The sequence below is a fragment of the Desulfuribacillus stibiiarsenatis genome (genome assembly GCF_001742305.1).
In the GTDB taxonomy this organism is placed as follows: domain Bacteria; phylum Bacillota; class Bacilli; order Desulfuribacillales; family Desulfuribacillaceae; genus Desulfuribacillus_A; species Desulfuribacillus_A stibiiarsenatis.
This window is the reverse complement of record NZ_MJAT01000035.1, coordinates 149,377-175,556: the sequence shown is the minus strand read 5'-3', so window position 1 is coordinate 175,556 and position 26,180 is coordinate 149,377. Positions and strand designations below refer to the sequence as shown.

Sequence of the window (26,180 nt, the reverse complement as noted above, 5' to 3'; positions counted from 1 at the left end):
TTGTATCCTCCTTTTACCGTAAATGGTAGTGATCTATCAGACTTTTCGCTACTAACGTAACAAGGGCAAGCATTACAAGTAAGGACGACGCTGCAAATGATGCCGCAAACTGGTACTCGTTATACAAGATTTCAATATGAAGTGGTAGAGTGTTGGTCAGGCCGCGGATATGACCAGATACGACTGATACCGCTCCGAACTCTCCCATTGCCCGTGCATTACATAGGATGACTCCATATAATAGTGCCCACTTAATATTCGGTAGCGTGATCCGCCAAAAAATCATCCACCCACTAGCTCCCATACTAGCAGCTGCTTCTTCTTCATGGATTCCCTGGGCTTGCATAACTGGAATCAATTCTCTCGCGACAAAAGGAAATGTTACAAACACCGTAGCAATGACAATACCAGGAAGTGCAAAAATTATCAGTATATCATAATCCATTAACCAAGGACCTATATAGCCATGAGCACCAAATATCAGTACAAAGATTAGACCAGCAATGACTGGTGAAATAGCGAATGGTAAATCTATTAGAGTAAGTAGTAGGTTTTTCCCTTTAAAAGAAAACTTCGTGATTGACCAAGCTGCTGCCAAGCCGAATAATAGATTCAACGGAACGGCAATTGCTGCTGTTTTTAATGTTAAAAGAATTGCTGACAGGGCATCCGGATCTGTAATAGAAGCAACGTAGACTTCCGCACCTTTTTTAAAAGCTTCTGCAAATACAACAACAAGCGGCATGATAAGCACTAGGGCTAAGAACACCATAGCAATGGAAATCAAAATCCATTTTACTAGATTCGACTCTGTAATATGTGCAGGACGTATAATCGTATCTGTTGATGATTGGACTGAAACATAACCAGCCATAAATACGCCCCCTTATACCGAAATCATACGACGGCTACTACGCCATTGTAAGTAGTTGATAAACAATAACAATACAAATGATATAATTAGCATCCCGACGGCAATTGTAGTCGCACCAGCATAATCATATTGTTCTAGCTTGGTCATGATAAGTAACGGTGCAATCTCTGTCTTCATCGGCATGTTTCCAGAGATAAACACGACTGATCCATACTCTCCAATTCCTCTTGCAAAAGCTAAGGCAAAGCCTGTCAGTACTGCTGGAAATACTTCTGGAAGAATCACAGAACGAAAAGTTCTCCAACGATTCGCACCTAGCATAACAGATGCTTCTTCGACTTCTTTCTCTAACTCTTGTAGAACCGGTTGAACTGTACGTACAACAAATGGCAATCCAATAAATATCAGCGCGATGGAAATCCCAATTGGAGTAAAGGCAACCTGAATCCCAAAGTTCGTAAGGATACTGCCCATCCAACCATTTGGGGCATAAATTGCAGTTAACGCTATGCCAGCTACCGCCGTAGGTAGTGCAAAGGGCAAATCTACTATGCCATCGATTAACTTCTTTCCAGGAAAGTTATATCGAATCAGGACCCATGCAACCAGGAAACCAAAGATGGCATTGACTAGTGCCGCGAAAAAGGCCGTAGTAAAGCTCAATTGATACGATGCAATGACCCGTTGGTCAGTAAAAATCCCCCATATTTCACTCCAACTTAAAGTTGCAGTCTTCAGAAATAGACTCGCTAATGGAATGAGCACTATCAGCCCTAAATAAAACAATGTAAAACCCATACCAATTCCAAAGCCTGGTAGTATGCTTTTCTTCTTCTTTGCTGCCACGGCACTCACTCCTATTACATTACATCGCATTTAAAATCTAAATTCATACCCTATCTGAAACTCCATCTGAATTCAGGCCCAGTTATCTCACTGGGAGATAGATACGGTCAAAAATACCCTGATCACTAAAAAACTTATCTTGGGCGGCTTTCCATCCACCAAAAGCTTCTTGAACGGTCGTAAGGTTCATTGGTGGAAACTTCGACTCATATTGTTCAATAACTGATTGCATTCTTGGTCGGAAGTAATGCTGTGCTATAATCTGCTGTCCTGGTTCCGAGTACAGATACTCCAAGTACGCCTGTGCGACTTCTTGTGTTCCTCTTCGCTGAACGTATTTATCCACCACCGCTACTGGTGGTTCCGCCAAAATACTGTAAGAAGGTACTACGATTTCAAACTTATCTGCACCTAGCTCATTGATTGCGAGAAACGCTTCATTCTCCCAAGTAATAAACACATCACCTATATTTCGTTCGACAAACGTTGTAGTAGAACCCCTTGCTCCAGAATCTAGCACTGGTACATTTTTATATAGCTTTGTAACAAAATCAACAGCCTTCATTTCATCGTTGTCATATGATTTCATTGCATAGACCCATGCAGCGAGAAAATTCCATCTAGCCCCACCGGAAGTCTTAGGGTTTGGTGTAATGACAGAAACATCTGGCTTAATTAAATCATCCCAATCTTGAATACCTTTCGGATTTCCAGACCGTACAAGGAAGACAATCGTCGACGTGTATGGCGCACTATTGTATTCTAACTGGCTCTGCCAATTTGTTGGAACTAGTGATAACCTCGTCATTTCATCAATATCATAGCCTAAGGCTAACGTTACAACATCTGCGCGCAATCCATCCATTACAGAACGTGCCTGCTTACCAGAACCACCATGCGACTGTTTTACCTTTACTTGCTGCCCTGTCTTGTCAAACCAGTACCTAGCGAAGACTTCATTGTATTCTTCATAAAACTCACGTGTTGGATCATAGGAAACATTCAAAATTTCTATTGTATTCGAGCCTTCTTTGCCGCTCGAAGCAGATTGAGAGTTCAAGGTGCATCCAGCAATGAAAAGAAGAATTACAATTACGATACTTAACAAAGCTTTATTTTTCATATAAAAACTCCTTTGTTGTCTTCCCTAAGTTTGAATTTATGTCTTATGATCTATTGATCTACTGTTCGTATGATCTATTGATCTATTGATTTACTGTTATATTATTTATTCTTTTAATTCCAATATGTTTACTCGGAATTGTTATTATAATAACACCGACTTGCATTTACTGTCAATCGTTTTTTGTACCAAAAAACCTGGATTCAGTAAATAGCTATACTATCTACCGCTCCAGGCTTTTGATTTGATTTTTAAGTTTTGATTTGAGTTTTAAGTTTGGGTTCTAATTTGAGTTTATGTTTTTTTGCTTAAGAAAGAATTTTCTTAGCTTCATACAATCTTTGGCATGCTGTAAAAAACACCAACCCCGCAAACACTAGCGTGGAGTAGTATAATACTGAAGGAAAAAGCATCATAATCGACAATAGGATAAATCCCTCTGTCCTCTCCATTACACCCGCCTGGTAATAGAAACTCTTCATGCTTTGCTTTTCCGAAACTGCCCCTACCGTCAGGAAAACCGTCATCGATACGACAATCGCGCCAGTCAACAACAGCATCGCAAATAATGTATCTGGGTAGAGTAACGCAAGCGCGATGATTACCGCTAACTCCACTAAACGGTCAAAGGTAACATCCATGACCGTACCCCATGCGGATGTTTGCTTGGTAAGACGCGCCATTGTGCCATCCACAGAGTCAAGAAATCCAGAAAACCAAAGAAACAACACGGCAACCAATGGTTGCCCAGTCGTAATCCAAAAAAAAGTACTTACTCCTACAATAAATGCAATAACCGTTACTTGATTTGCAGTAAGTCTCCAGCTAATGAAGCGTTTAGCAGTCCAAAGCAAGCAGGGATCTATATATTTTCTCGCATGTGTATCTAGCATGTGTTTTCTCCTTAATTAAAAAAACTATATATAATACTTTATACCTTACTTAGCAGTCTCTTTTTTCAATATAATGATTTCATCAATTGGAATTGAGACTTGAATAGCCTGCCCTACATGTAATTCTTTATTACAATAAGCAGTGAAGGTCAAATTCATCCATGCGATTTTCACCTTATATGCGCTACGATAGAATGTACGTAAAGTTACTTTTGCCACAAACCGTAAAATGTCCTTCTCATTCTTCTTTCTAAACTCCTCTTTAAGCTGCTCTTCAAAGCTCTCTTCGTACTGCTCTTCCAATTCGTCAATCATAATCGATTCGTCTTTAATACATGCTATTGATTCCGTTTTCCCTGAACATGAGACCGAGGCAGGGACAGGGAAAGAAACTTGCTCGTGATGACTGGCATAAAATCTCTGATTTTCAACATATCCATAGATCAGATTCTGCGTGGTAAAAAACCTTGCGACTCGAGCATTCGCTGGCAGATGATATATTTCTTGGGCTGTGCCCACTTGCACCAACGCACCATCAAACATAATACCAATTCGATTGGCTATGACCATCGCCTCTTCTTGGTCATGGGTCACCAGAACCGTCGTCAATGATAGTTCCTTCTGTAGTTTTAATACTAACTGTTGCATTTCCTCTCGCAAGGAAACATCGAGTGCACTAAAAGGCTCATCTAGTAGCAAAATTTCTGGCTCTAAAATAAGTGCCCTTGCTAACGCAACACGCTGTTGTTGTCCACCAGATAATGACTTGGGATAACGGCCGGCAAAACCAGTTAATTGAACTAACTCTAGCATCTGCAAAAGTTTTTGCGCCTGTATCGATTTCTCTACCCCAGCCATTTTCAATCCAAAGGTTATATTTTCCCCCACCGTAAGATGTGGAAATAATCGTGGATGTTGAAACATCATCACAATCTTCCGTTGGTGGGCTGGCACATTGCTTATCTCCACACCGTTAACCACAATATTTCCAGTATCTTGCCGCTCTAGTCCGGCAATCATTTTTAACAACGTTGTCTTCCCACAGCCAGAAGGCCCTAGTAATACAAACATCTCACCTTTTTCTATTCGGAGATTGATAGGCCCCATCTTTTGGGTATGATATGCTTTTTTTACATCCTGAACGCTTAGCCATTCTTTTATATGTGTATTGGTATCCATTATTTCACCGCAAATTCTTGTCGATTTCGATAATAAAGCTTTAAGAACACTTCCATTAATATCATAATTCCAATAGCAAGAAAAGCAAACAGGCTATTGTATGCCGCTGCAATCACAGGATTATCTCCGAGAATAAATGGCACAAGTAATAATGGTAGTGTTACGACTTGCCCACCGCCGATAATCATCGTAATAATATATTGACTGATGGAAATAATCACTACAAGAAAACTACCAGCAATGATACCTGGTAAGAGATACGGAATCGTAACAGCCGTAAAGGTTTGTCTTTTGCTAGCCCCAAGAACACTTGCTACCTCTTCCCACTCTCTTCCAGCAGCGCTATAACTGATTGTTAAAGCACGGACCATGTACGGCAATGTCGGAAAGATATGAGCAATAATTACTCCAATCATTTGATCCGTGATGCCGGCACGTAGAAATAATAATTGTAGTCCCATCATAATCGCATAGGGTGGAATCATAATCGGCATGATGAGAATCAATTCGACAAATCCCTTACCTTTGAAGTCGTAGAATGCTAAGGCGCGTCCACTGGGAATCGCTAGTAGTAGGTTAATCACAAGTACTACCACCGCAATCCACATCGTCAGTCCTATCGATTGCCAAACATCACCACTTGAAAATACATACTGCCAAGCACGCCACTGCACTTCGTTTGGAACAAGTTTTGGCCACTGCCAACCACTCGCAACAGACCATATAATGAGCGGGTAAAAAGGAACTGCTATGATCAATAGAATGAACAGACGCCACACAGTATTTCCTTTTCCTGTTCCCATCATGTATCCCACCGTCTTTGCATTCGAAAATATAGAAATGCAATCACAATCGCAATTGCAGATAATAGCAAGTTAATCGCCATCGCCATTGAGCGATGCGCAAGATTTGGATGTGTGAAATAGTCATACGCATACACCGATAGAAACTTCGGAAATGTAATGCCTAAAATATACGGTATCTCAAATGAAGTTAAAGTAAATGCAAAGGCAATCAACATAGCACTCCACCAAGCTGGTAACAACATCGGAAACGTAACATAACGAAAGGTCTGCCAACGATTAGCCCCTAAATTAGCCGCAGAGAGACTCCAGTCTTGATCAATCTGTTTCCACGCTGCCGCAACGAACACTGCTATAAACGGTGCTTCCTTCCATACAAAAGCAAGGATAATCCCAACACCGAAGGAGTCGTGAACAAGTACTGGGAACTGATGCATCGAATCTATGACTCCCATTTGATACAATAACCCTGAAATTAAACCACCTGAAGTAAACAATAGAAAAATCATATACGCAGCTACAATATGCGGAATTGCAAACGGTAATAAATATACAATTGGTCGATTCATAAAGAAGTACGCAATCGCTAGACCGATGACGCCAGATATAATAGTAGAAATGACCGACACTCTTAAGGTTAACAATAAAGACGGCAAAAACCATCGCCCAGAGAACATCCTCTCATAGGTAGCGAAGGAAAGATTCTGGTTATGAAGAAAAGGCAGGCGCCCTAAGCTCTGTAAAAGAGCTTCTCCAACGCCTGCTATAAGAAACATCATAATAATTAAAAATGCTGGTGCAATATAAAAGTACGGTTTAGCGACCCGCCACATTTGTAAGCCATTCCTCATTTAGTTGTTCTACGTGCTTTGCAGAAATTTCTGGTAAACGATATTTCGACAATACATCCATTGGAAGTGTTGCAACTCCTGGATCAATTGCTGCAATTTGTTGCTTATCGACATCATTGAGTCGATTCACATCAATCGCCATTCCTTCACCCCACTGCTTTGGATTATATTTAGCAATTTGCGCCTCAGGCGATAACAATGCATTAATCACCGCTAAAGCTCCAGCTTTTTGTGGTGCATTAAACGGAATTGCTAAGAAGTGGGTATTGCCAATCGTTCCACTTTCCATGACGAAAGAACGTGTCGTTTCTGGGAAAATTCCATCGGTAATCATATTTGAAGCACGCGCCTCATTATATCCCATTGTAATCCAAACTTCACCAGATGCAAAAAGTTGGTCTAGTTTTGCAAGGTTTTCTGGATAAGTGGTTCCATTTCTCCATAAATTAGGCTTTAACGCATTCAAATATTCCCACACCTTACTCGTATCACCTAAGGTGCTGTCTTCTTTCAAATATTGCTCATACCCGCCAGTCTCATTATATAAAACATGACGAATAAACGCACTACCCGTAAAGTCTTGTACAGCAGGGTATGTGAAACGACCTGGATTTTCCTTCGTCCAAGCTAATAGTTCCTCAAAAGTCTTTGGCGGATTCGCTACTTTCGCAGAATCATACGCAAAGGTAAATTGCACTTTCCCCCACGGAGCCTCGTACCCTTCTGTAGCAAGGCCGAAGTCGTATAATATACTTGGATCGTTCTGATCGACATAATCATTGAAATTCGGTAATTGATTCGTGAATGGCCCGTACAAGATATCTGCTTGCTTAGCCGTTAGGAAATTCTCCCCGTTAATCCATATGATATCGATAACACCTTCTTGTTTATTCGCCTGTTTCTCTACTTGAAGCTTATTAATAAAGTCAGGGGCGTTCATTGGCGTACGCTTTAGCGTTACGTCATATTGTTGTTTCACCATTGGGGCCATATAGTCATCAATATAACGATTGATTGCGTCACTTCCACCCCACATATAGATATTAACCGTTTTCCCTTGTGCATCTGCTACAATTTCATCCCAGCTTGCATCTGATAGAGATCCCGGGACTTCTAAAGGTTTATCTGGATTTGCTGTTTTCGCCTTAAATGGATTGTTACAGGCCGCAAGTAGAAGGATTACCAGTAATCCTAACATCACTACTAATATTCGTATCGTTTGTTGTCGCGCGTTCATAACGCCCTCCTAATTTTGTTATTTGTATTTTGTATTTTGTATTTTGTAGCTTGTAGCTTGTAGCTTGTAGCTTGCATATTATCTATCATATCTTTATTGAACCCCAACTTAGTATATAAAGAAAACTTAGTTCAGATGGAGTTTTTACTCCACCTGAACTTTAGTTGCACTTATTTCGCCTGTACCCCTTGTGGGTGAAGCTTGGCGGCACTTATCTCCCACTTTCACCTAAGGGTACGTAATGGTTCTAACTATTATAAAAATAGAAGAACCATTCTGTAGTAGTGGGCGCATTAGTTAACCCCGCTGAAATCAAAATACTTAAATATATTTGTTACAACTTATTGAATTAAAGATTCTGCTTTGAAATTCGTAGCAATTTCTTTGCTTTCCTTTTTTTCGATAATCCAGAACAGCCCTCCAACTGACGTGGCGAGTAATACTATCACATAAAATAGCAGAGATACTGTAATAGATGTCGCCTCAGCAATTCCAATTATGGCAAAGAAGTACGAGTAAGAACCTTCCCTTACACCTAAGCCATTCACTGAGACTGGAATCATTGTAATGGCTGATATTATAGCTACAAAAGCCAGCTGATAAAGAAAGTTCACTTCTACCCCTAATGCCCGGTAGAGCAAGTCTGTGATCCATACGAAACAAAACTGGAATGCCACAGAATAGGCTAGTAATTTCCACAATAGTCGTTTTTGATTTTTATAATGATCAATCGTTTGGTAGAAGTTTTGAATGCTTTTCCCAAAGCGCCTAGTCATAAAACGGATCACACTATTATTAAAAAGCATAATATATAGGATCGCGAAAACTCCCGTTAATATCACTAGATGATAGGAGAATTCCGTCATACTCTGAGCCCCAATAAAGCCAATCAATGCCGTAAGCACTAACGCAATCCCTGCAAAAACTCTCTCCACAGTAATCGATGCGACTGCATTGGCTAGACCCATTTTTTTGCTAGCATAGTAGATGCGTGGCGCATCACCACCAATACTGCCAGGAAGGAAATTACTAAAGAAAAAACCAATATAGTACCAGCGTAGGCTTTCCCAGAAACCGACATTCGATGTCGATTTGCATAAAATATGCCATTTAATTCCGCTGATAAAGATCGCCAATTGAGTAGCAAAAAATGCAGCTACAATAAACTTGTAGTCTGCACTTTGAATATTTCTTGTTACGTCTTGCCAATCGATTCGATAAAAGAGGTATAATAAGACTCCTATTGATACCATAATGCGGACTGCTAAACCAATCCTCTTACGTGTAGAATCCATATCGGTTCCCCATTCAATGATTTATTGGGTTATTATACGTTGTATTTATTGAGCTTTTTGAGGTTTTTTGTCCATTAAGAACCCTTTCGCCGCCCATGCAAAAACCATAAGTGTTAAGACAGCGATAACAGCCCAGAAAAGTACAGGGACTGAGATTATTGCATCGCCCTTAAGAATTTCGTCACCAATGGAATACGCAATATACGAGTACACGATTGTTGCCGGTGCTTGCCCAACACCCGTCGCCCACCAGTAGGTGCTAAAGCGGATTTTCGTAAGGCCTGCTGCATAACTTACAATACCGAAAGATAGAATCGGTAATAAGCGTGTGATCATAATCGTATGTTTCCCATACTTTTCGAAGAATCCGTCAGCAATCTCTAAACTCTTCTTCCCAACCATTTTCTCTACTAGTGGTCTACCATAGATTTTTGCAAGTGCAAAGTTAAGAGCCGCCCCTAACATCGCACCACTCCACGATAGAATAATGCCCCACTCCCAGCCATAAATCAACGAATTCGCAACTGTTATAATAAATGTTGGTAATGGAATGATCATGGTGTTGATAGTCATCATTAACATCGATATAATCGGTCCCCATATTCCAAAGGACTGAATGTATTCCTTCATTGCTACAAAGTTGTTTTTCTCAACAATATTAAAAGCTGTTTCTCTAAAAGAAGGAACAATTGCTATCATTGCGATAATTACAAGTAATATACCTATTTTAACCCATTGGTTCTTCTTTTCCATTCGAACACTTCCTTCAAATCCTATATTTTGTTACACGTATGCTGTCTCTCTTCTCTAGTGGCATACATATTGATTGATGAAGTAACGAATCCCCGGTTGCACCAAATATAATGTTAGAAAAATAAATACAGGGTACATCACACCAAGAATCTGCATCTTTCTCTTTCTACTAGTCTCTCGAATCGGATGTTCTTCCTTACTTTGTAGAGATAAACCCTTGAGTAATCCCCAACGGTTGGCGTGTAATAAAATATGGCTAATCAGCCCAACAATCAAAATGATAAGCATCGTCATATTCACTTGTGCTAAACTTACATTTTTCAAAAAGAAACCCGCACGCACGGTATACGCTGGTACGATTAACATGTGATCGATTGTAAAAGAATTCGTGGCAACAATAATAATGCCACTAAAGCCTATTAGCAACGACCCAATCAATGGTCGTTGCCAATATAGCTTTCGATATAATCGAACTTTTGAATTTAGTAAGTACACACAAGTAGAGATGATTAGTAATGCGAATATCATTGCGCCTGCGTTGGACCTCATGTCTAGCCAGGTCCACTTCACCATCAACATAGCAATTGCTAGCCCTAGAAGGAAGTGGATGAAAATGGTCTGAAACAAACCGATGACCCATCGCAATATCTGCATTTTCATTCTCCTACGCATTAACTTTTTACTTAATTGTGTACGTGATAACTACGCCAGTGCCGTCACCAGGTAGAACATCTTTATTTCCACGGAACTCACCTTTTTTGTCAGCAAAAGTCTTTGTTGGGTGAGAGCTGTTACTTGTAATACCAACTGGGCAGCTATCTAAGCAAAGTAAGCAGCCTGTGAAGATTTCTTTCGCACGGTCATAGTTGCCACCGAATTTAAATGCGAACGGTTGGTTATTGGAATCAACTAATACTTCATTCATGTTGTACTCTTTGCCAGCGTTTTCCCAAGTAATCGTTACATCTAAATCTTGACCTTCGATAAACTTGTTATCAGACTCTGCTGTAAGGTCTAAATTGTTACCAGGTACAGCACCAATTTCAACTAAAGCATCATGCACGTCTAATGGATTTGCATACGCAACGAAAATTGCCTGATCTCCGTATTTACCTTCATGGAAGTTAAAACCATGACGAGTTGGTTCTACTAAATACTTACCGTTTACTTTTCCATATACAGAAATTGATTTGTTTTCTTTGTTAATCACTAATGGATTTTGTTCTGTTACTTCATTTGCATCAGTAGCTTCTTGAGCAGGAGTTTGCGGTGCATTTGAACCCGCATCTTTAGAACCACAACCTACTAATACTAGACCAAAAACTAAAATAATTGCTAGACTTACGAATAAAAAGCTCTTTTTCATGTTTCAAATTTCTCCCCTTTTGTAATATGTGCTATAGCGTTTTTTGCATTTCTGTCATAAAAATGTTTTATCGCGCTATAAAGTTTTATTATGACAAGAGTATAGCACGTAATGCCGAAGGAGGTCAATCATACTTTTCCCATCAGTCTAGTTTTTTTGTATTATGTTTAATTACCTCGAATTCATTTGATAGTTTGTATTCCCTTACTCTTGTAGCATTTCTAGGAAAGTATCTACTCGTAGCTTAATTTGCTGCACATCCGACTGACTGTAATCTGTCTCAATCTGTAGCAATGGAATATTATCGTTTTCTCGTAAATGTTCTTTTAACGAGTAAGACTCGATATTATACGTATGGCAAGCCTGTAGTGTAATATCCACAACGCCATCAATTTGATAATCTTTGCACAGCTGGCTAGTGAGCTCCATCCTTCTAGGATTTGGCGATAAACAAGAACAAGGGATATCCATATACTTTTTCGCAAGGGCAATATATGGGTCGATTTCTTCGTCAATTAAGTCAACAAATCCCTTAATCCCGCTACAGGCTTCTTGAAGGATTACTTGACCGCCAGATTCTTCAATGATTTTCATAACCTTTTCCTGACCAACACCTGTCGGAGAACCTGTCACGAGAATTCTTGGTTTATTCGAAACTCGATCACTATCCGCGCGATTTTCTATGATACCTTTTACCTCTTCAGTAAGCTTCGCTAGGTTAGCAGAGAATTCCTCGCGATTGATTTGGAAGCTTCTACCCCACAATACTTTTAACAAGTCGATTCCAGACATTGGCGCAGGGTTATGCTTGTTTAATGCGACAAGCTCCATTACATCCCTGCGTTCTTGATTATAGATGCGAATTGTATCACGTAGTCTTTCTTCTGTCACTTCTGCTTCTAATTGATCTTCTAGAAATCCTTTTAACCTTTGAATTTCTCCTACCCAGTGCTCAACTCTTCGCTCGTAATTCGATGTATTTGGAATATCCATGACCATCAACGGCTTTAGCTTCGTCATCAGTTCATACATTTTTTTCTTCCCATCGCAAGTTGTCTCTGCTACAATCACATCGGCAAAATGGAAGAAAGGACATTTTCCACTTGCAGCGAATCCATAGCTAGATTTAATGAGTGGACATAAATTGCGCGGCAGAACCTTCTCCCCATCCGCAATAGGCTCTTGTTTTGTAGCACATAATCCTACTGGTAGAGCCCCTGTAGCCTCAATTAACTCTATTGGGGAGAATACACAGTAATATCCGACAACCTTTCGTCCTTGCTCTTTAACATTCTTGATATCCACTGCACTATTTGCGATTAATTGGTCAAAATATTCCATTGCTTGTGGTCTCATCTTTTCCACTCCCTCAATATTTTGTATAACTATCATTGCATTAAACTAGAATTACATGAAACCATTAATCACCGAGATGTTAGATCATCTCATAACCTATGACAGCAGCACCTAAAGCCCCCATAATTTGTGGTTGCTTTGGTACATACACAGTCCAGCCCGATTGATTCGCAAACATTTTTCGTAACATAAAACTGTTCGCAAGTCCCCCCGTGAAAACAATTTCATTCCCGGAATATAGCTTTGCTGCCATAGCCGTCATCCTGACTGCGATAGATTTCAGTACTCCTGCAAGAACTGCCCCTGGAGCGTGACCATGTACGATTAAGTTCAGCACCTCTGTCTCTGCAAAAACCGCGCACATACTGCCAATTTCCACTGGTTGTTGACCTTCTGTCACATAATCAATTTCATCTAAATCAATCCCTAGGGCTTGAGAAGTCACTTGCAGAAAGCGTCCAGTACCAGCCGCACATTTATCATTTAGTAGAAAGTCACGAACTCTACCTCGTTCATCTAACAATATTACTTTGCTGTCCTGTCCACCAATATCGATGACTGCCCCAGCATCTGGATATAGGAAATGAACTCCTTTTCCATGACAAGTAAGTTCATTCGTTGTTTTGTCTGCATAAGGCATGTGAATTCTACCATAACCAGTTCCGATTGTTTTAGCCACTTGATTAAGGGATATGCCAGCTTTGTTCAGGAGTAAATCACGCGCCTCTTGGCCAATTGACTTGGGCGAGAAACCCGTTGTCATAATCAAATATTGATACGATGTCCCATCAAAAAGAACGGCTTTAGTCGAGACGGAGCCTACGTCTATTCCTAAGGTGTACATAATGGTACTATCCAATCGACACTAAATTGTCAGTTTGTGCAATGATATCACGCAATGTATAAATGTTACTCACTTCACCAACTGCAAGTTGATCTTTGATTTGGTAATAATCCAAGCATGTCCCGCAAGCGAGAATCTTCACACCTTTTTCTGCAAGTGCTTGAAGAGACACAACAGTCTTCTCTCCTGATTGTGCAAGTAGCACGCCTGAATTGATTAAGAAAACATGAGACGGTAGTTCTTCCCCTTCAGATAAAGCAATCAGATAATTTGACATAAGCTTAACACCTAGCTCGTCTTCCCCTTTTCCTAACGCTTTCCCACTTACTAGAACTGCATATTTTTTTGCCATTGATAAACTCCCTTTCTATTATTCAAGATGTGATTTTGCAATTTATTGAGTAATTACTTTTTCAATTTCAATATTTTCTTTGTAAAAAACATCCATTGCAGCATTCTCTAAATCATCTGATATTTTAATCCCCAGACCACAGCCTTCATTCACATATGGCGGCACAGGTACGACGTGATGATTTATCGCTGCTGACTTTAAAGCCTTTTCGGCGGTTAACGTCCAATGTACTGTAGGAAAGATAACCAATTTCAAGACAATATCACCTCCAACGCTCGTAACAATTGCTCTACCTCTTCTTCTGTTGTGAACGGACCAACACTTACGCGTACTGCCCCAGGTTCTAATGTTCCAATGGACTTATGTGCTAAAGGCGCGCAATGAAGACCAACCCTTGTAGCAATTCCGAATTGCTGCTCCAAAATATACCCCACTTCGTCTGCCGGCTTATGGTGTAAATTAAAACTTATAAGGCCAACTCGATGTTCAGCATCTCTAGGGCCGTAATATTCAATTCTCGGATTTCGATCCATATAGTGCAAAATTTTTGTCACCAAAGTTGTTTCGTGGTCGCGCATAGATTCCATATGCTCTAAACAATACTGAACCCCAACCCCAAGTCCAATGATTCCCGGTATGTTTCTGGTGCCGCTTTCTAGCATTTCTGGGTACTCTTGCGGCTGTATAAGTAATGCGGAACGACTTCCCGTGCCACCATGGAGTAACGGGTTTAGTGTGATTCCCTTTTTCACATACAACCCACCAGTCCCTTGAGGACCTAAAAGCCCTTTATGACCAGTAAACGCAAGTATATCAATATTCATTTCCTCAACATCAATCGGAAGAATCCCAGCTGTTTGTGCAGAATCTACTAAGTACGTTAAACCGTATTCTTTCGCAAGAGTACCTATCTTAGCGATTGGTAGGATTGTGCCTGTTACATTCGATGCATGGGTTGTAGCAATCATTCTTGTACTTGAGTTGATAGTACGACGAAACTCTTCTATAAGCTGTTCATCCGATAATCCTAAACAATCTACTATTGTATACGTTAGATCGATCGTTCGTCGCATAAACTCTAGAACACGAAACACGGAATTATGCTCAAAGGAGCTAATGATGACATGATCACCCTGTTGTAAGAATCCCTTCAATGCTAGATTTAGGGCCTCTGTGACATTTTGTGTAAAGGCAATCCTCTCAGGTGTTGGTATGTGGAATAACCGTGCTAATAACAATCTCGTCTCTAGTAAACCACGACTAGCTGCCAAAGATTTTGCATTCCCACCTCTTCCAGCATTTCCACCTTCGCGTAGCGCTTGGTCCATCGCAACATAAACTTGCTCTGGTTTTGGCCAACTCGTTGCTGCGTTGTCTAAATATATCAAGGGATTCACTCCCCTTTATACTCTTCTATAATGGAAAACAATAATTCTGCAGAATTGCCAGTTAGAGAACAGCAGCCACTCCCTGTAATCTTGTTCAACATACCTTGCTTCTTATGAATGACACGGCAACAGGTAGAACTGTTTTGTTCACGGAATCCTTGCTCAAATTTCTTCGCTGCCTCAAGACCTCGAGGATGATCATGCAATACGTATCCTAGAATCATCATACCGCCCGCTAGCGCACCGCAGACACACCCTGAACCTGCAACTCCCTTTTGGAAAAATCTTCCCATATTCACAACCTCGGGCGGAATTGGTAACTCTAGTAGTTCAATAGATGTCCGAATCATACTTTCACAGCAATTGCTCTTTTGTTTAAACGCTTCCATTGCTTTATCCTTCGCTACTTCTGCTGTTGTTACAGTCTCCATCTTTTAACCTCCAATTACTATTTCTACTATATGTTTTACACTATCAATATAAGACTGATTTATACGATTATAACTTCATTTAATATCGAAATAAGTGTATACCAAATTTCAAATTTTTGAAAGTAGGAACTTACTTCTTAAGGGCTATAATATTTTCAAATAACTATATAAGCTTCCCGAATGACTGCTATTAAAATTTCTAATATATAATAGTTTTTGAAATGCTTAATTATTTTTAAAAAGAAAAGGGGAAATTACAACATGATACAAAGAAAGAAACATAGCTTGTATGTAGTACTTGCTACCATCCTAGCATTAAGCCTAATCATCGGTGGTTGTTCATCAACTACTAATTCTACCCAAACTCCGAAAACAGAAAGTCAGTCAGCTCAATCCCAAAGCACAGGCCCTCAATCACAGCTAAATCAATCAGTAGAATCTTCTCCTAACACTGCTACTGTTAAACAAAATTCTGAAGAAAAGCCGAAGGAAATTGTACTGCAATACATTAAACCTGAGAACGTCAAGTCAGCGATTGAAAAAGGCGACAAAATGTTTCTTGTCGATATTCAACCTGAAGACGAGTATAGTAAGCATCATATCAAAGGGACAATCGAAACAAATGCCTTCCCGGTGAAAACAAATGACGATAAACAAAAACTTGCAAAAGTCTTACCAGATGTATTAGCTTCCAACGACCCCGTTTATATCGTTTGTCCTCGTGGTAAAAGCGGTGCTGAGAACACATTTAATTTCTTAGCTGAACAGGGTGTTGCTAATGATCGCTTGTTCATAATCGAAGGTGGTCAGGCTGCTTGGCCTTATGACGAATTACTTGAGAAGTAATGAGAATATATAACAGGGGATTTCAATACCACTTACGGCAGTTGAAATCCCCTGTGTTTATTATATCGAATATTATTGTATTTCTTCATTCTATAATCCCTTTTTTTATTGCATACCTTGTTAACTCCACAAGATTTTTCAGACCTAATTTTCTCATCATATTTGCTCTATGGTGCTCGACAGTTTTGATACTTATATGCATCGACTCGCCTATTTCTTTATTCGTCTTGCCCTTTGCGATATTCAATAACACTTCTTTCTCCTTGCCAGTTAAGTCTTCATAGGCATCCTTGCTATTATCAAAGGGATTTGACATCGCATCAAGAACAGCACTAGTAACAGCCGCATCTAAATATTTATTTCCCTGTGCAATCTTGCGAATCGCGTGCACAAGCTCATCGGATGCTGCACGTTTTAATATATAACCTTCAGCCCCTAATTTTAGGGCCGGAACAATATATTCTTTATTCTCATGCTGGGTTAAGAATAACAACTTCAAATTAGGATTAGCCTCTTTTAGTAATCTTGTAGCTGTTAACCCATCCATTTTAGGCATGCTTATATCCATGATAGCAACGTCAGGATTAGCTTTTAATATCATTTCAATACTTTCATTCCCATCACAAGCTTCCCCTATAATTTGTATGTCAGGATAGCTCTCAAGTAATGCCCTAACCCCTGCTCTAAACATATTATGATCATCTACTAAAAAAACCCGAATCTTATTCAATACTGTATCCCCCAACTATTTTGGTAGGCACTACGAAAGACAATGTTGTCCCCTTATTTAATTCTGAAAATATTTTCAACTTAGCACCAACCAAGGATGCCCGTTCCTTCATTCCTATTAATCCAAGACCTCTTCTGGAATGTTTCGATGTTTCAGATAAAATGGACTCTAAATCAAAACCAATACCATCATCCGTTATCACCATCATAAAGTTCTCATCAGTAAAAATGAATCGAATAGATACTATGTTAGCCTGAGCGTACTTACTAATGTTCGTAATACACTCTTGGGCAATGCGAAAAACACTTATTTCCAATTCACTTGACAATCTATGCTCTTCACCAGTGACAGTCACATGAGCTTTCACATTTTTTAGCGATAACTTTGTGTCTGCTAACCACGTTACAGCGGGTATAAGTCCTTTATCATCTAATAGGGTCGGACGCAAATCGTAGATTATATTATGAATTCCCTTTACCGTTATGCTAATACTATCTTTTAATGTATTCAAAAGAGATTTAGTTTTTATATTCTCATCCGTTAATGATAATTCAACGGTCTTTATCCCGAGACTCAAGGCTGCAATGTTCTGACTCGTCTCATCATGAAGCTCTCTTGCGATTCTTAATCGCTCGTCCTCCTGTGTTTGAATCGTTTTTTCAATGAGTTCTTGCCTCAATAAACTTCTTGTTTTTATTCTTTTCCATAATTGAGCATTTTCTATCGCTGTACCAATTTGTCTACCTACAACGGATAGAATATCATAATCCCCAGATTTTAAATCCTTTCTTTCGCTAATCATTAAGTAGATGACACCTATAGATTTTCCTTTTGCAATTAATGGAATCATCAAATGATTTTGATAACTTATAACACGGGGCTCTTTGTCCTTCTCTGTTAGTTTTGCATACGTTTGAATACATTTCACTTGACTGTTATCATTGGAATCATTACTTTGCTTATTTACATCAACTTCAACTGCAAATTCCCATGATTGATCAGAGTTTAATAGTGCAATCCAACCAAATTTTAAATCAAGAAGTTCTAAAAGCTTTGTCAGAGAAGCCTTAAGAATCAAATCGAGTTCTGTCTCTCCACTAATTACCTTAGCTATTTCATTATACATCGATAAATCTTTATTCTTTTTCTCTATTTCACTAATATTATCTTGTATTCTAATGGACATTTCTTGAAATGCATTTTCTAAATCTCCTATTTCATCATTACTCGACGGCGAATTGCTAATGACATCACCATATTTAAAGTTCTTTACCTTTTCTGTAAATTGACCGATTGGCTTTGTAATTACATAACTAACCAACGTAGAAATCATAACGCTAAGTAGTATACCAGCTATAATAACTCCTAATATAATGATCGACATTCGGTTTAACACAGAATAAATTTGTTGTTCATCGAAACCAACGTGTAATTCAATATCGGTACCTTTGATGACTCGATATCCAATATCGCGAATCAATCCATAATCAGAATCGTAGATTGTAACATTTAAATCTTGATTGTAATCGATCCGTGTGTTCGGTGGTAATATAGCAGGGAATCCATGATTAAATGTGTGCACAGTATTCTGCGTCTGATAATTAATAATGTAGCTGTATACAATTTCGTGGTTATTATCGACAAAATCTGTTAGACTACGTTTAACTGCTAATATTTCTCCTTCCAAGAACGCATTGGCAATGTCCTCCGCAACTAATCTTGTAACTGTTTCCCCTTTTGCTTGCAGTTGGTTCTGCAGAGAATCTAAGATTATTAAACGTACAATAATCATAGTTATTAATCCCATGACAATTGTAATACTAATCGTTCCTATGGATATTTTGTCACGAAGCTTCATAGTAACCACCTATTCAACTAACCCAATATTCAATGCAATCTCTTCTAATTTTTTGTAACTGTTATCTCTTGTCGGTAAAAAACCATAGCGCATTTCTGATCGTTCCCAATCACTAAAAAAATGTTGATCAATTCCATTTGGATCACAATCGAGTAAAGCCTTCGTAACTGCTTCTACCACAATTGGTTCCACGTGTTTCCCAGCAATCACACCACTGCTAGGATAATAATCTGATTCTGCTATGATTTTTATCAGACCTTGTGCCTCAAGCCGCTGTCCCAGTTGGTCTTGAATTGCACCAGCATCATAACGACTGCTAAGAACAGCATTTACAGTACTTGAATGGGAGTCCATATATCCATAATCCGCTAAATCATTAATGGTTAATCCTTTTTCTTGTAACATGATCCTTGGAATCAAATGGCCTTGTGTTGAGGATCTGGGTCCAAAAGCCATAGTTTTCAAACGTAGGTCTCTTAAATTCTTGATTGAGCTGTTTGGCTTAGTAAAGATTACTGCACGATATTCACCTACCGTGTCATCTACCGTTGTTTTACCATGTGCAAGAATCGTTGCACCGTACTTATGTTTCACCTGGATATAACTTCCCATACCTGTCACTGCAAAATCGACAACTCCACTACCTATTTCTTCAATGACACTTTGATCTTTGGGAGTGACGTGAATTCTAAATTTATATCCAGTCTTTGCTTGTAAGTACCCCAACAAATTAGTGTACATCCTAACGTCTTCTTTAATTTCAAGGCGACGATCGAATCCAAGTATATACACCTCTTCCTCTTCGATATCTCTTTCTATTAAGTGGAATGGATCGACTTCAGCATAGCTAGACAAATTTAAACGATTTGCTTCAGGAGGTGCTAATGTCATACTTAACAATGCTGTTAAAGTAAATATAACAACAATAGATATTGCTACCATTATTCCATATGGTTTCATAATCACATCAAGTACCTCCTTTCATTAACAGGATGCTAATCGATAAATATTGATAATAGCTCATGACGCTTATCACAAACCATACATTTTTCACTTTTATGGTAAACCTCTATCTCTTTTCCGCATGAAACACAATATTGAATTACAATTTCTCTTTTTATGTCCCATTTCTGTGTTTGTAAGTCATTGGCATTAATATCCGCAGTTTCAATTGCACCCTTAGGGCAAGATTGTCGACATAATCCACATCCGACGCACCTTGTCATATTGTATGAAAGCAACCGTATATCTTCTATTTCTTCTATTCTCCAAGCGGAAAAAGGACATACACTCGAACAAACATAACAAGTATCACAAACATCTTGTACATTCCAATTCATGATAACCGATTGGTTGTAGGAATTATTATCAGACTTACCCTCTTCATTGAATTTGTTCATATCTTTCAATGCTTTGAATAACAATACCCGTTCAACGGGCATATCTATACTTTCCTTTATGTCATGACTTTCCCCTAAATCATCTCCGATTAAAGGCTTTAACTCTTGATGGAACACTTTTACTACTTCAAAAATACTTCTTTTCGATATCATAGAAAACAAGTCACGACGTTGATAGCTTGCTTGGGATGTCACTGAGTTATTCGAATGCAAAATCATTTTCTCGTCATTTTTATTATACCATTGGATGAAATCATTCGCCTTTCCAATTTCAACTTGTATCAATTCTTTTGAATTCATAGTACATTCGTTGCAATAATTTAAAGACACTTGAATTTTTTTATTTGTTATAAAGTGGAGCCATATATATACCTCAGCTCTTACTAGATTCAGGCACGATATTGATAGATTTGCTTTTTCCGATTCTCTGGTACAACCTATTACAATTTCCTGACGAATATATTTCACTTTGTCTTGCAGTTCCTGTGGGCTCCAGTCTGGTTCAAAGACAAAACCCGGACAAACTAAGGTACATTTGGTGCAACCCGTGCAATCCTCCGAAATAGACCATTCATTGCTAATTTTCTTTATTGCATTTGCTTTACATATATCGAGACATGACGAACAAGCGAAATTCGGATTGCGTAAATGGCTACAAAATTGACTGTGTGATTTCGCAAGCATGATGGCACCCCTTTACGCTTCGAGTTCGAAGATTTCCCGATCAAATGATAGAATAGCCAATGTTAATTTCGCAATTCCTTGGAACAATTGGTTCTTAGTATTATCAAGAAACGCATTTGAAAATTTATCACCCCATATATGCAAGTGTTGCTCAAAAAACTCCTTTTGCCGCTCGAATAACTGGTCAGCATCTACTTCGTTACCTTCTTCTAACGCGATTCGAAGCGTGTTTGACATATATCCCATAAATTCCAATTCCGTACTAATATGATCTTCTGGCTTTGATAAATATTGTTCCATAATTAATCCTGCATCCAGATATCTTTTGCGAGCATTGATAGCCGGCTCATTAAATAATGTTGGCTTGACGGAACCATCATAGCCTGATTCATACGGTATAACTTTTAATTTCCCAGGACCAATAAATATTGTTGTGAACTCAACTTGCAACATCTCCAACTCATACTCACTGTGAAAAAATTGAGATATTTCTTGGATTGCTTCATTAAACATCGGATGATCGATTTCTTGTATCGACTCTATTGTTGCATGGAATTGGCTAAATACATCTAACGTAGGCCCAAAATGATAAAAATCCTTTAATGCGTTGTAGATATTACTGCGAAATACTAGCGTTTCGATAAGTTGATTCTGTTCCATCTTATTTGCCTCCATTTTTGTAAAAAGGAGTGGTAAGAACCACTCCCTTTTACCATTATTTTAATAAATGATACTAATCTTTATATTTTTTTAATTTTTACAATCATATCCGCGTACGCTGGCTGCCCCATGATAGGACTTAATGCTTTAGGGTCAGTCAATGTATTATGACATGGTGTATATTCTCTATGCTCATACGTTGGTCCCATGCCAGGTGAGAATCGTCCCCCTGTAGCAAATCCCATTTTGATTACGCCAGGGCGGATTGTTTGCCCAACCACAACTTTACTGCGGGTTGATTTTCCTAACGGATTGGAAATCTCTACTAGATCCCCGGTTTTTAACCCTAATTTCTTGGCATCATCCGTATTCAGAAGTGTTGTCCCTACACAGAATGTTCCTTCACGGAATTTCTTCACTACACTTTCATATCCTTCTGGTTTCTTCGGATTCACATCAACGACTTCACTCTCAAATGCCTTATTCAATGGCATCCATAGACCTTCTACCGGAGTTTCCGATAACCAAGGAACCATGTGAGTTCCTGACATTGATTGATGTACTCTTCCGCAAATTAGTTGGAACGGATATTCATCTTTATATTTTGCATAGTCTTTATTCGTGTATGGGTTCCATACTGTTTCGAACCAATAAAACGATGTTGGGAATTTATCAAACCCGATTTCCTTTAATCCCGGTGGTACAATACCTGTTTCTTCAATTAACTTATTGTATTGATTGTACCGATCAAAACGGAATTCAATTAGCTTTGAGCTTGTTGGAGGCCAAACCTTGTTCGGTGTTTCCTTATCAGCCTTCAGGTTTCGGTGCCAACTCATCGGCCACACGGCTACCCCTTTGTTCTTACGTAACCATGCAACAGTTACGTATTCCCCAACTACTTCCTTCTTCTCATGATCAACTTTCGCAGTGCCAGCTTCTAGTGATTCAGGCGTCCCAATCAACTTATATCCTTCTGGATATTGTGGGTAAGGTACTGGAATCCCCACGTTAAAGCAACCTGGTGCTGGTTTTAATAACTCGTTAGTGAATATCTCTTCCGTTGGATACCCTTCCCAGAACTCTTTCGGATCAATATCTTTATCACCAAGTTCATACAGCCTTTTTGCAATTAAATTCATAATGTCTGTATGATTCTTTGAGTTGTGTAACGGCTTAATACAACTATCACGCAAATATCCCATTGGGTACGAAGGATAGATATCAGATAAACTCATTCTCTCAGCATAACTTGCTTCTGGTAAGATAACATCCGCATATAATGCTGATTCTAAAAAGAGTGTATCAATAAATACCGAAAGGTCTACTTTGTATTCTCCATTTGGCTTCTTTTGTGTTAACGCATCTTGCCAATCATATGGGGCAGTCCCAGTAACAACCGCATTCCCAGTGCGTTGGAAGTATCCGCGTATTGGATATTTATATCCTTTTAATGGACCGTATTTTAAAGTAACTCCATCTCTAAACAAATTTGGATAGTTCCCTACCACTTGGTCCCAACCAGCTGGCCAATCGCCATATAGTTCCATATGAAGATACTTTTGTTCTGTTTCTATCTCTTTGCCATTCACTGTTCTTTTGATTTTCCGAGAATCAAAGAATCCACCGTTTCCGCGTCCACCCTTGGACCATTTTGTGATTTCAGTGTCGATTGCTCCACCTGGTGCATCAAAGTTGCCTGTAATAACATTTAAAACCGTACCTAAAATTGATGCAGGATAACCATTGTAATGGTGACCTGGACTTTGCATACCCCAAACTAATGCCGCCGGTTTTGTGATACCAAATGTATGAGACATATTTGCAATTACTTCTTTTGTCAGGCCAGTACGTGCAGCTGCCCAATCTAATGAGAAATAGCTCAAATTGTTAATTGGGTCTTTTTTTCCCCACCACTCTTTAAAGGACTTCTCAAATTCTTCCCAGCCAAGTGACGCTTTTTCAAATCTTTTATCGATATACTTTTTATTTGAATCTTTTTGATTATCGTTTTCTAAAATATAGCGTAGCATTGCTGCAAATAAGTCCCCATCCGTACCTGGACGAATCGGTACCCATTGATCCGCTTTTGAGGCAGTGTTAGAGAAGTTTGGATCAACTACGATAACTTTACAATTATTCTCAACTTGCGCAGCTACTGTTCCTCTACTTTCGTAGTTGATACGAGTCGCAACAAATGGATTCCAACCGACATAGATAATTAGCTTAGAGCGTTGCGTATAATCCCACTCTAGTTTACCGTTAGCTTGGCGAACTAACTTTGGTGTCATAACATCTGGCTCTACACGCTTTCCACCAAACATTAATTTCGGGCCATGACGTCTAGGTGTATCACAGATTGCCCCATGTTCAGCTACGTTCGGTGAACCATATCCTCTAGCGAGTCTCCAATACTGATCTCTATCGGTAATATCGCCTGAGTCCATGATAATCGCTTCCGGACCTACTTCCTCTTTAATTTGTTTCATTTTCTTCGCTATAAAGTCAATCGCTTCATCCCAAGAAACTCTCTTAAAGGAATCCGCATGACCTCTTGGTCCTACACGCAACATAGGCTCTTTTAGGCGTTGAGGAGAGTATACGATTTGCGTTCCAGATGCCCCTTTTCCACAACAAGCTCCATCATTATAAGGAACCGCCTTATTTCCATAAATTTTCCACAGCTTTCCGTTCTTAATCCACATTTCCATTCCGCATTCACTTGGACACATTACGTCAGCAGTATACTTCACTTGTACATCTCCGAAACTCTTTGCTGCAATTTCAGCCTCCTGAGCTGATGCGTGCTTCAGTGTAGTTAGCCCTTTACCTAAGCCACTAACACTCGCCGCTGCTACTGCTGCAGAAGAAACTTTAAGAAATGTTCTTCGATTTATATTGAATTTCACAGTGAACCCTCCTTTACTCAGCTTTATGTTTATCGTCTACAATATAAAAGCACTTCGGATCGGTATTAAATTTCGTTTTTAGAACTTGTACTTTTTCCGTTTTGATTAACTGACTAACCTTGCTATTCGGGTCATTTAAATCACCGAAATACATTGCTTTCCCGAAGCAGTTTGTAACACATGCAGGTTGCAATCCTGCCGCTAAACGATGTTGACAATAATCACATTTATCTACTTTATTTAAACGCTCAGGATTTCCCTTATCAATATATCTAGCGCCATACGGGCATAAAGCAATACAATTTCCACAAGCTATACATTTTTCAGTATCTACTACCGTAATGCCGTTATCAATTTTGTAAGTTGCTTTTACTGGACACTTCGATGCACACACTGGATTTTCACATTGATTACAGCGCAATGATACGAATGTCGATTTTGGAGCTGGATAATTCCCTTGATATACTGTTTGTAATTTCGTTCGGAACTGAGACAAGGTCACTCCATTTTCTGATTTACAGGATATTTGGCATGAATAACATCCTGTGCATCTTCTCAAATCTACAACAAAGCCATAGCGTACTCCCATTTCATTCACCCCTTATACGTTCATATAATTATTTTGTTTTGTAAAATCCTAAATCGCCTGCCGTATGGCAACTTAAGCATACTTCTCTTTCTACATTTTTCAGACCAGTTACAGGCATAGTGGATGCTAATTGTCCGTCTTTTGTTTTCACAAATTGTTCATCAGTCATATCTAGGTGACAAGTTGTACATTGTGTTATTGTGTGTTTTTTGTGAAATGTGTTGTTAACAAAATCTACTCCAACATTATTTGGGATTGTTGGTTGACTAACTGCAGGAGTTTCAGCCATTGGCTCTAGCTCACATGCTCCCAATACAGTAAATGAAACTACAAGCAGCATTGCCAGAAATAAAACCTTTTTGCTCATAAATTTCCACCTCCATTCATGAATTGTTATTTCATCCTCATAATATCTAATTGTGAAATTTTTATGAATCGGGATTCGGATAATCTTTTAACAACTTACCCCTATTTTTTAATTAGGGTATACCCTGAATAGATAGTATGTTATGACTATTTTCTTAAAAACAAAAAGCAGTAGCGGCAAATTAAGTGGTTGATCCCCATCGAAATTACTACAGAAGGCCGGCCCTCATGGTAAAAGTGATGCTGAAAACACTTTTCATTTCTTAGCAGAACAAGGCGTTGCCAATGAGCGTTTATTCATTATCGAAGGTGGGCAAGCAGCTTGTCCTTATGATGAATTACTCGAAAATTACGCGAGAAGTAATTGAGAATATATAACAGGGGACTTCAATACCTTTTACGGCAATTGAAGTCCCCTATATATATAGAGAGAGAATATACTTGTCTTTCTTCATCCCTATGTATCGTTTTTTATGTGGAGTGTACTTGTGTTATTCTTATTGTTACTATTATTCTGGATATATTTCTTTCGCAGTTGTCCTTTTGA

27 protein-coding genes are annotated in these 26,180 nt (G+C 39.0%); 1 reads left to right on the top strand and 26 read right to left on the bottom strand.

Annotated features, from left to right (window positions below; genetic code table 11):
- Positions 1–13 precede the first annotated feature (13 nt).
- From cysW to BHU72_RS11165, 18 genes are all read right to left on the bottom strand, one after another.
- A complete protein-coding gene (gene cysW, locus BHU72_RS11250) occupies positions 14–874 on the bottom strand; it encodes a sulfate ABC transporter permease subunit CysW (RefSeq protein ID WP_069702717.1) in 861 nt (286 codons plus the stop codon).
- A 12-nt stretch (positions 875–886) separates the two neighbouring features.
- Complete coding sequence (gene cysT, locus BHU72_RS11245; protein ID WP_254006244.1) at positions 887–1,720, bottom strand: sulfate ABC transporter permease subunit CysT; 834 nt, start codon at positions 1,718–1,720, stop codon at positions 887–889.
- 82 nt (positions 1,721–1,802) lie between these two features.
- Positions 1,803–2,843 carry a sulfate ABC transporter substrate-binding protein gene (locus tag BHU72_RS11240; protein WP_069702715.1) on the bottom strand — a complete coding sequence of 347 codons (1,041 nt, stop codon included), beginning with the start codon at positions 2,841–2,843 and terminating at the stop codon, positions 1,803–1,805.
- A gap of 308 nt (positions 2,844–3,151) precedes the next feature.
- Entirely contained in the window at positions 3,152–3,736 is a 585-nt protein-coding gene (locus BHU72_RS11235) for a CDP-alcohol phosphatidyltransferase family protein (RefSeq protein WP_069702714.1), read from the bottom strand.
- Between the two features lie 45 nt (positions 3,737–3,781).
- Positions 3,782–4,915: an ABC transporter ATP-binding protein gene (locus BHU72_RS11230; protein ID WP_069702713.1), complete on the bottom strand. Its 1,134-nt coding sequence runs from the start codon at positions 4,913–4,915 to the stop codon at positions 3,782–3,784.
- Positions 4,915–5,718, bottom strand: a complete 804-nt coding sequence (locus tag BHU72_RS11225; RefSeq protein ID WP_069702712.1) for an ABC transporter permease — start codon at positions 5,716–5,718, stop codon at positions 4,915–4,917. The genes BHU72_RS11230 and BHU72_RS11225 overlap by 1 nt, the downstream gene beginning before the upstream one ends.
- Positions 5,718–6,569: an ABC transporter permease gene (locus BHU72_RS11220; RefSeq protein ID WP_069702711.1), complete on the bottom strand. Its 852-nt coding sequence runs from the start codon at positions 6,567–6,569 to the stop codon at positions 5,718–5,720. The genes BHU72_RS11225 and BHU72_RS11220 overlap by 1 nt, the downstream gene beginning before the upstream one ends.
- Complete coding sequence (locus BHU72_RS11215; protein WP_141709305.1) at positions 6,535–7,806, bottom strand: ABC transporter substrate-binding protein; 1,272 nt, start codon at positions 7,804–7,806, stop codon at positions 6,535–6,537. The genes BHU72_RS11220 and BHU72_RS11215 overlap by 35 nt, the downstream gene beginning before the upstream one ends.
- A 341-nt stretch (positions 7,807–8,147) precedes the next feature.
- A complete protein-coding gene (locus tag BHU72_RS11210) occupies positions 8,148–9,101 on the bottom strand; it encodes a lysylphosphatidylglycerol synthase transmembrane domain-containing protein (protein WP_069702710.1) in 954 nt (317 codons plus the stop codon).
- Positions 9,102–9,146: 45 nt separating this feature from the next.
- Positions 9,147–9,854, bottom strand: coding sequence for a TVP38/TMEM64 family protein (locus BHU72_RS11205; RefSeq protein WP_069702709.1), 708 nt, complete (start codon positions 9,852–9,854; stop codon positions 9,147–9,149).
- A gap of 54 nt (positions 9,855–9,908) precedes the next feature.
- Positions 9,909–10,508 carry a hypothetical protein gene (locus tag BHU72_RS11200; RefSeq protein WP_069702708.1) on the bottom strand — a complete coding sequence of 200 codons (600 nt, stop codon included), beginning with the start codon at positions 10,506–10,508 and terminating at the stop codon, positions 9,909–9,911.
- Between the two features lie 25 nt (positions 10,509–10,533).
- Positions 10,534–11,220, bottom strand: coding sequence for a YdjY domain-containing protein (locus tag BHU72_RS11195; RefSeq protein WP_069702707.1), 687 nt, complete (start codon positions 11,218–11,220; stop codon positions 10,534–10,536).
- Positions 11,221–11,424: 204 nt separating this feature from the next.
- Positions 11,425–12,576 (bottom strand): double-cubane-cluster-containing anaerobic reductase, encoded by a 1,152-nt coding sequence (locus tag BHU72_RS11190; RefSeq protein WP_069702706.1) that lies wholly within the window; start codon positions 12,574–12,576, stop codon positions 11,425–11,427.
- Between the two features lie 79 nt (positions 12,577–12,655).
- Entirely contained in the window at positions 12,656–13,435 is a 780-nt protein-coding gene (locus BHU72_RS11185) for an acyl-CoA dehydratase activase (protein ID WP_218076131.1), read from the bottom strand.
- Positions 13,428–13,772 (bottom strand): sulfurtransferase-like selenium metabolism protein YedF, encoded by a 345-nt coding sequence (gene yedF, locus BHU72_RS11180; RefSeq protein ID WP_069702704.1) that lies wholly within the window; start codon positions 13,770–13,772, stop codon positions 13,428–13,430. Before yedF ends, BHU72_RS11185 begins: the two co-directional genes overlap by 8 nt.
- Positions 13,773–13,814: 42 nt before the next feature.
- The gene (locus BHU72_RS11175; RefSeq protein ID WP_069702703.1) at positions 13,815–14,027 is read right to left on the bottom strand and encodes a putative Se/S carrier protein; all 213 of its coding nucleotides are present in this window, start codon (positions 14,025–14,027) and stop codon (positions 13,815–13,817) included.
- A complete protein-coding gene (locus tag BHU72_RS11170) occupies positions 14,024–15,160 on the bottom strand; it encodes an aminotransferase class V-fold PLP-dependent enzyme (RefSeq protein ID WP_069702702.1) in 1,137 nt (378 codons plus the stop codon). Before BHU72_RS11170 ends, BHU72_RS11175 begins: the two co-directional genes overlap by 4 nt.
- Positions 15,161–15,165: 5 nt before the next feature.
- The gene (locus BHU72_RS11165; protein ID WP_069702701.1) at positions 15,166–15,591 is read right to left on the bottom strand and encodes a C-GCAxxG-C-C family (seleno)protein; all 426 of its coding nucleotides are present in this window, start codon (positions 15,589–15,591) and stop codon (positions 15,166–15,168) included.
- A gap of 261 nt (positions 15,592–15,852) precedes the next feature.
- Here BHU72_RS11165 and BHU72_RS11160 point away from each other — a divergent pair, with 261 nt between their 5' ends.
- Positions 15,853–16,437 (top strand): rhodanese-like domain-containing protein, encoded by a 585-nt coding sequence (locus tag BHU72_RS11160; protein ID WP_069702700.1) that lies wholly within the window; start codon positions 15,853–15,855, stop codon positions 16,435–16,437.
- Between the two features lie 85 nt (positions 16,438–16,522).
- Here the strand turns inward: BHU72_RS11160 and BHU72_RS11155 are convergent, their stop codons facing one another.
- From BHU72_RS11155 to BHU72_RS11120, 8 genes are all read right to left on the bottom strand, one after another.
- Positions 16,523–17,167, bottom strand: a complete 645-nt coding sequence (locus BHU72_RS11155; RefSeq protein WP_083248414.1) for a response regulator — start codon at positions 17,165–17,167, stop codon at positions 16,523–16,525.
- Positions 17,160–19,025 carry a GAF domain-containing sensor histidine kinase gene (locus BHU72_RS11150; RefSeq protein WP_069702699.1) on the bottom strand — a complete coding sequence of 622 codons (1,866 nt, stop codon included), beginning with the start codon at positions 19,023–19,025 and terminating at the stop codon, positions 17,160–17,162. The genes BHU72_RS11155 and BHU72_RS11150 overlap by 8 nt, the downstream gene beginning before the upstream one ends.
- Before the next feature lie 9 nt (positions 19,026–19,034).
- Complete coding sequence (locus BHU72_RS11145) at positions 19,035–19,985, bottom strand: PhnD/SsuA/transferrin family substrate-binding protein (protein ID WP_245671896.1); 951 nt, start codon at positions 19,983–19,985, stop codon at positions 19,035–19,037.
- Between the two features lie 35 nt (positions 19,986–20,020).
- On the bottom strand, positions 20,021–21,109 hold the full coding sequence (locus tag BHU72_RS11140; RefSeq protein WP_069702697.1) for a 4Fe-4S binding protein: 1,089 nt from the start codon (positions 21,107–21,109) through the stop codon (positions 20,021–20,023).
- A gap of 12 nt (positions 21,110–21,121) precedes the next feature.
- Positions 21,122–21,769, bottom strand: a complete 648-nt coding sequence (locus BHU72_RS11135) for a TorD/DmsD family molecular chaperone (RefSeq protein WP_069702696.1) — start codon at positions 21,767–21,769, stop codon at positions 21,122–21,124.
- A gap of 80 nt (positions 21,770–21,849) precedes the next feature.
- Complete coding sequence (locus BHU72_RS11130) at positions 21,850–24,678, bottom strand: molybdopterin-containing oxidoreductase family protein (RefSeq protein ID WP_069702695.1); 2,829 nt, start codon at positions 24,676–24,678, stop codon at positions 21,850–21,852.
- A gap of 13 nt (positions 24,679–24,691) precedes the next feature.
- The gene (locus BHU72_RS11125; protein ID WP_069702694.1) at positions 24,692–25,267 is read right to left on the bottom strand and encodes a 4Fe-4S dicluster domain-containing protein; all 576 of its coding nucleotides are present in this window, start codon (positions 25,265–25,267) and stop codon (positions 24,692–24,694) included.
- A 28-nt stretch (positions 25,268–25,295) separates the two neighbouring features.
- Positions 25,296–25,634 (bottom strand): hypothetical protein, encoded by a 339-nt coding sequence (locus tag BHU72_RS11120; protein WP_069702693.1) that lies wholly within the window; start codon positions 25,632–25,634, stop codon positions 25,296–25,298.
- Positions 25,635–26,180: the final 546 nt, after the last annotated feature.

Coding starts and splice junctions, on each gene's coding strand:
- BHU72_RS11160 (WP_069702700.1), top strand. CDS start 15,853: ATGATACAAAGAAAGAAACATAGCTTGTATGTAGTACTTGCTACCATC.
- BHU72_RS11205 (WP_069702709.1), bottom strand. CDS start 9,854: ATGGAAAAGAAGAACCAATGGGTTAAAATAGGTATATTACTTGTAATT.
- BHU72_RS11195 (WP_069702707.1), bottom strand. CDS start 11,220: ATGAAAAAGAGCTTTTTATTCGTAAGTCTAGCAATTATTTTAGTTTTT.
- yedF (WP_069702704.1), bottom strand. CDS start 13,772: ATGGCAAAAAAATATGCAGTTCTAGTAAGTGGGAAAGCGTTAGGAAAA.
- BHU72_RS11220 (WP_069702711.1), bottom strand. CDS start 6,569: ATGAGGAATGGCTTACAAATGTGGCGGGTCGCTAAACCGTACTTTTAT.
- BHU72_RS11165 (WP_069702701.1), bottom strand. CDS start 15,591: ATGGAGACTGTAACAACAGCAGAAGTAGCGAAGGATAAAGCAATGGAA.
- BHU72_RS11190 (WP_069702706.1), bottom strand. CDS start 12,576: ATGAGACCACAAGCAATGGAATATTTTGACCAATTAATCGCAAATAGT.
- BHU72_RS11230 (WP_069702713.1), bottom strand. CDS start 4,915: ATGGATACCAATACACATATAAAAGAATGGCTAAGCGTTCAGGATGTA.
- BHU72_RS11135 (WP_069702696.1), bottom strand. CDS start 21,769: ATGGAACAGAATCAACTTATCGAAACGCTAGTATTTCGCAGTAATATC.
- BHU72_RS11125 (WP_069702694.1), bottom strand. CDS start 25,267: ATGGGAGTACGCTATGGCTTTGTTGTAGATTTGAGAAGATGCACAGGA.
- BHU72_RS11240 (WP_069702715.1), bottom strand. CDS start 2,843: ATGAAAAATAAAGCTTTGTTAAGTATCGTAATTGTAATTCTTCTTTTC.
- BHU72_RS11140 (WP_069702697.1), bottom strand. CDS start 21,109: ATGCTTGCGAAATCACACAGTCAATTTTGTAGCCATTTACGCAATCCG.
- BHU72_RS11120 (WP_069702693.1), bottom strand. CDS start 25,634: ATGAGCAAAAAGGTTTTATTTCTGGCAATGCTGCTTGTAGTTTCATTT.
- BHU72_RS11145 (WP_245671896.1), bottom strand. CDS start 19,985: ATGAAACCATATGGAATAATGGTAGCAATATCTATTGTTGTTATATTT.
- BHU72_RS11210 (WP_069702710.1), bottom strand. CDS start 9,101: ATGGATTCTACACGTAAGAGGATTGGTTTAGCAGTCCGCATTATGGTA.
- BHU72_RS11235 (WP_069702714.1), bottom strand. CDS start 3,736: ATGCTAGATACACATGCGAGAAAATATATAGATCCCTGCTTGCTTTGG.
- BHU72_RS11225 (WP_069702712.1), bottom strand. CDS start 5,718: ATGGGAACAGGAAAAGGAAATACTGTGTGGCGTCTGTTCATTCTATTG.
- cysW (WP_069702717.1), bottom strand. CDS start 874: ATGGCTGGTTATGTTTCAGTCCAATCATCAACAGATACGATTATACGT.
- BHU72_RS11200 (WP_069702708.1), bottom strand. CDS start 10,508: ATGCAGATATTGCGATGGGTCATCGGTTTGTTTCAGACCATTTTCATC.
- BHU72_RS11215 (WP_141709305.1), bottom strand. CDS start 7,806: ATGAACGCGCGACAACAAACGATACGAATATTAGTAGTGATGTTAGGA.
- BHU72_RS11150 (WP_069702699.1), bottom strand. CDS start 19,025: ATGAAGCTTCGTGACAAAATATCCATAGGAACGATTAGTATTACAATT.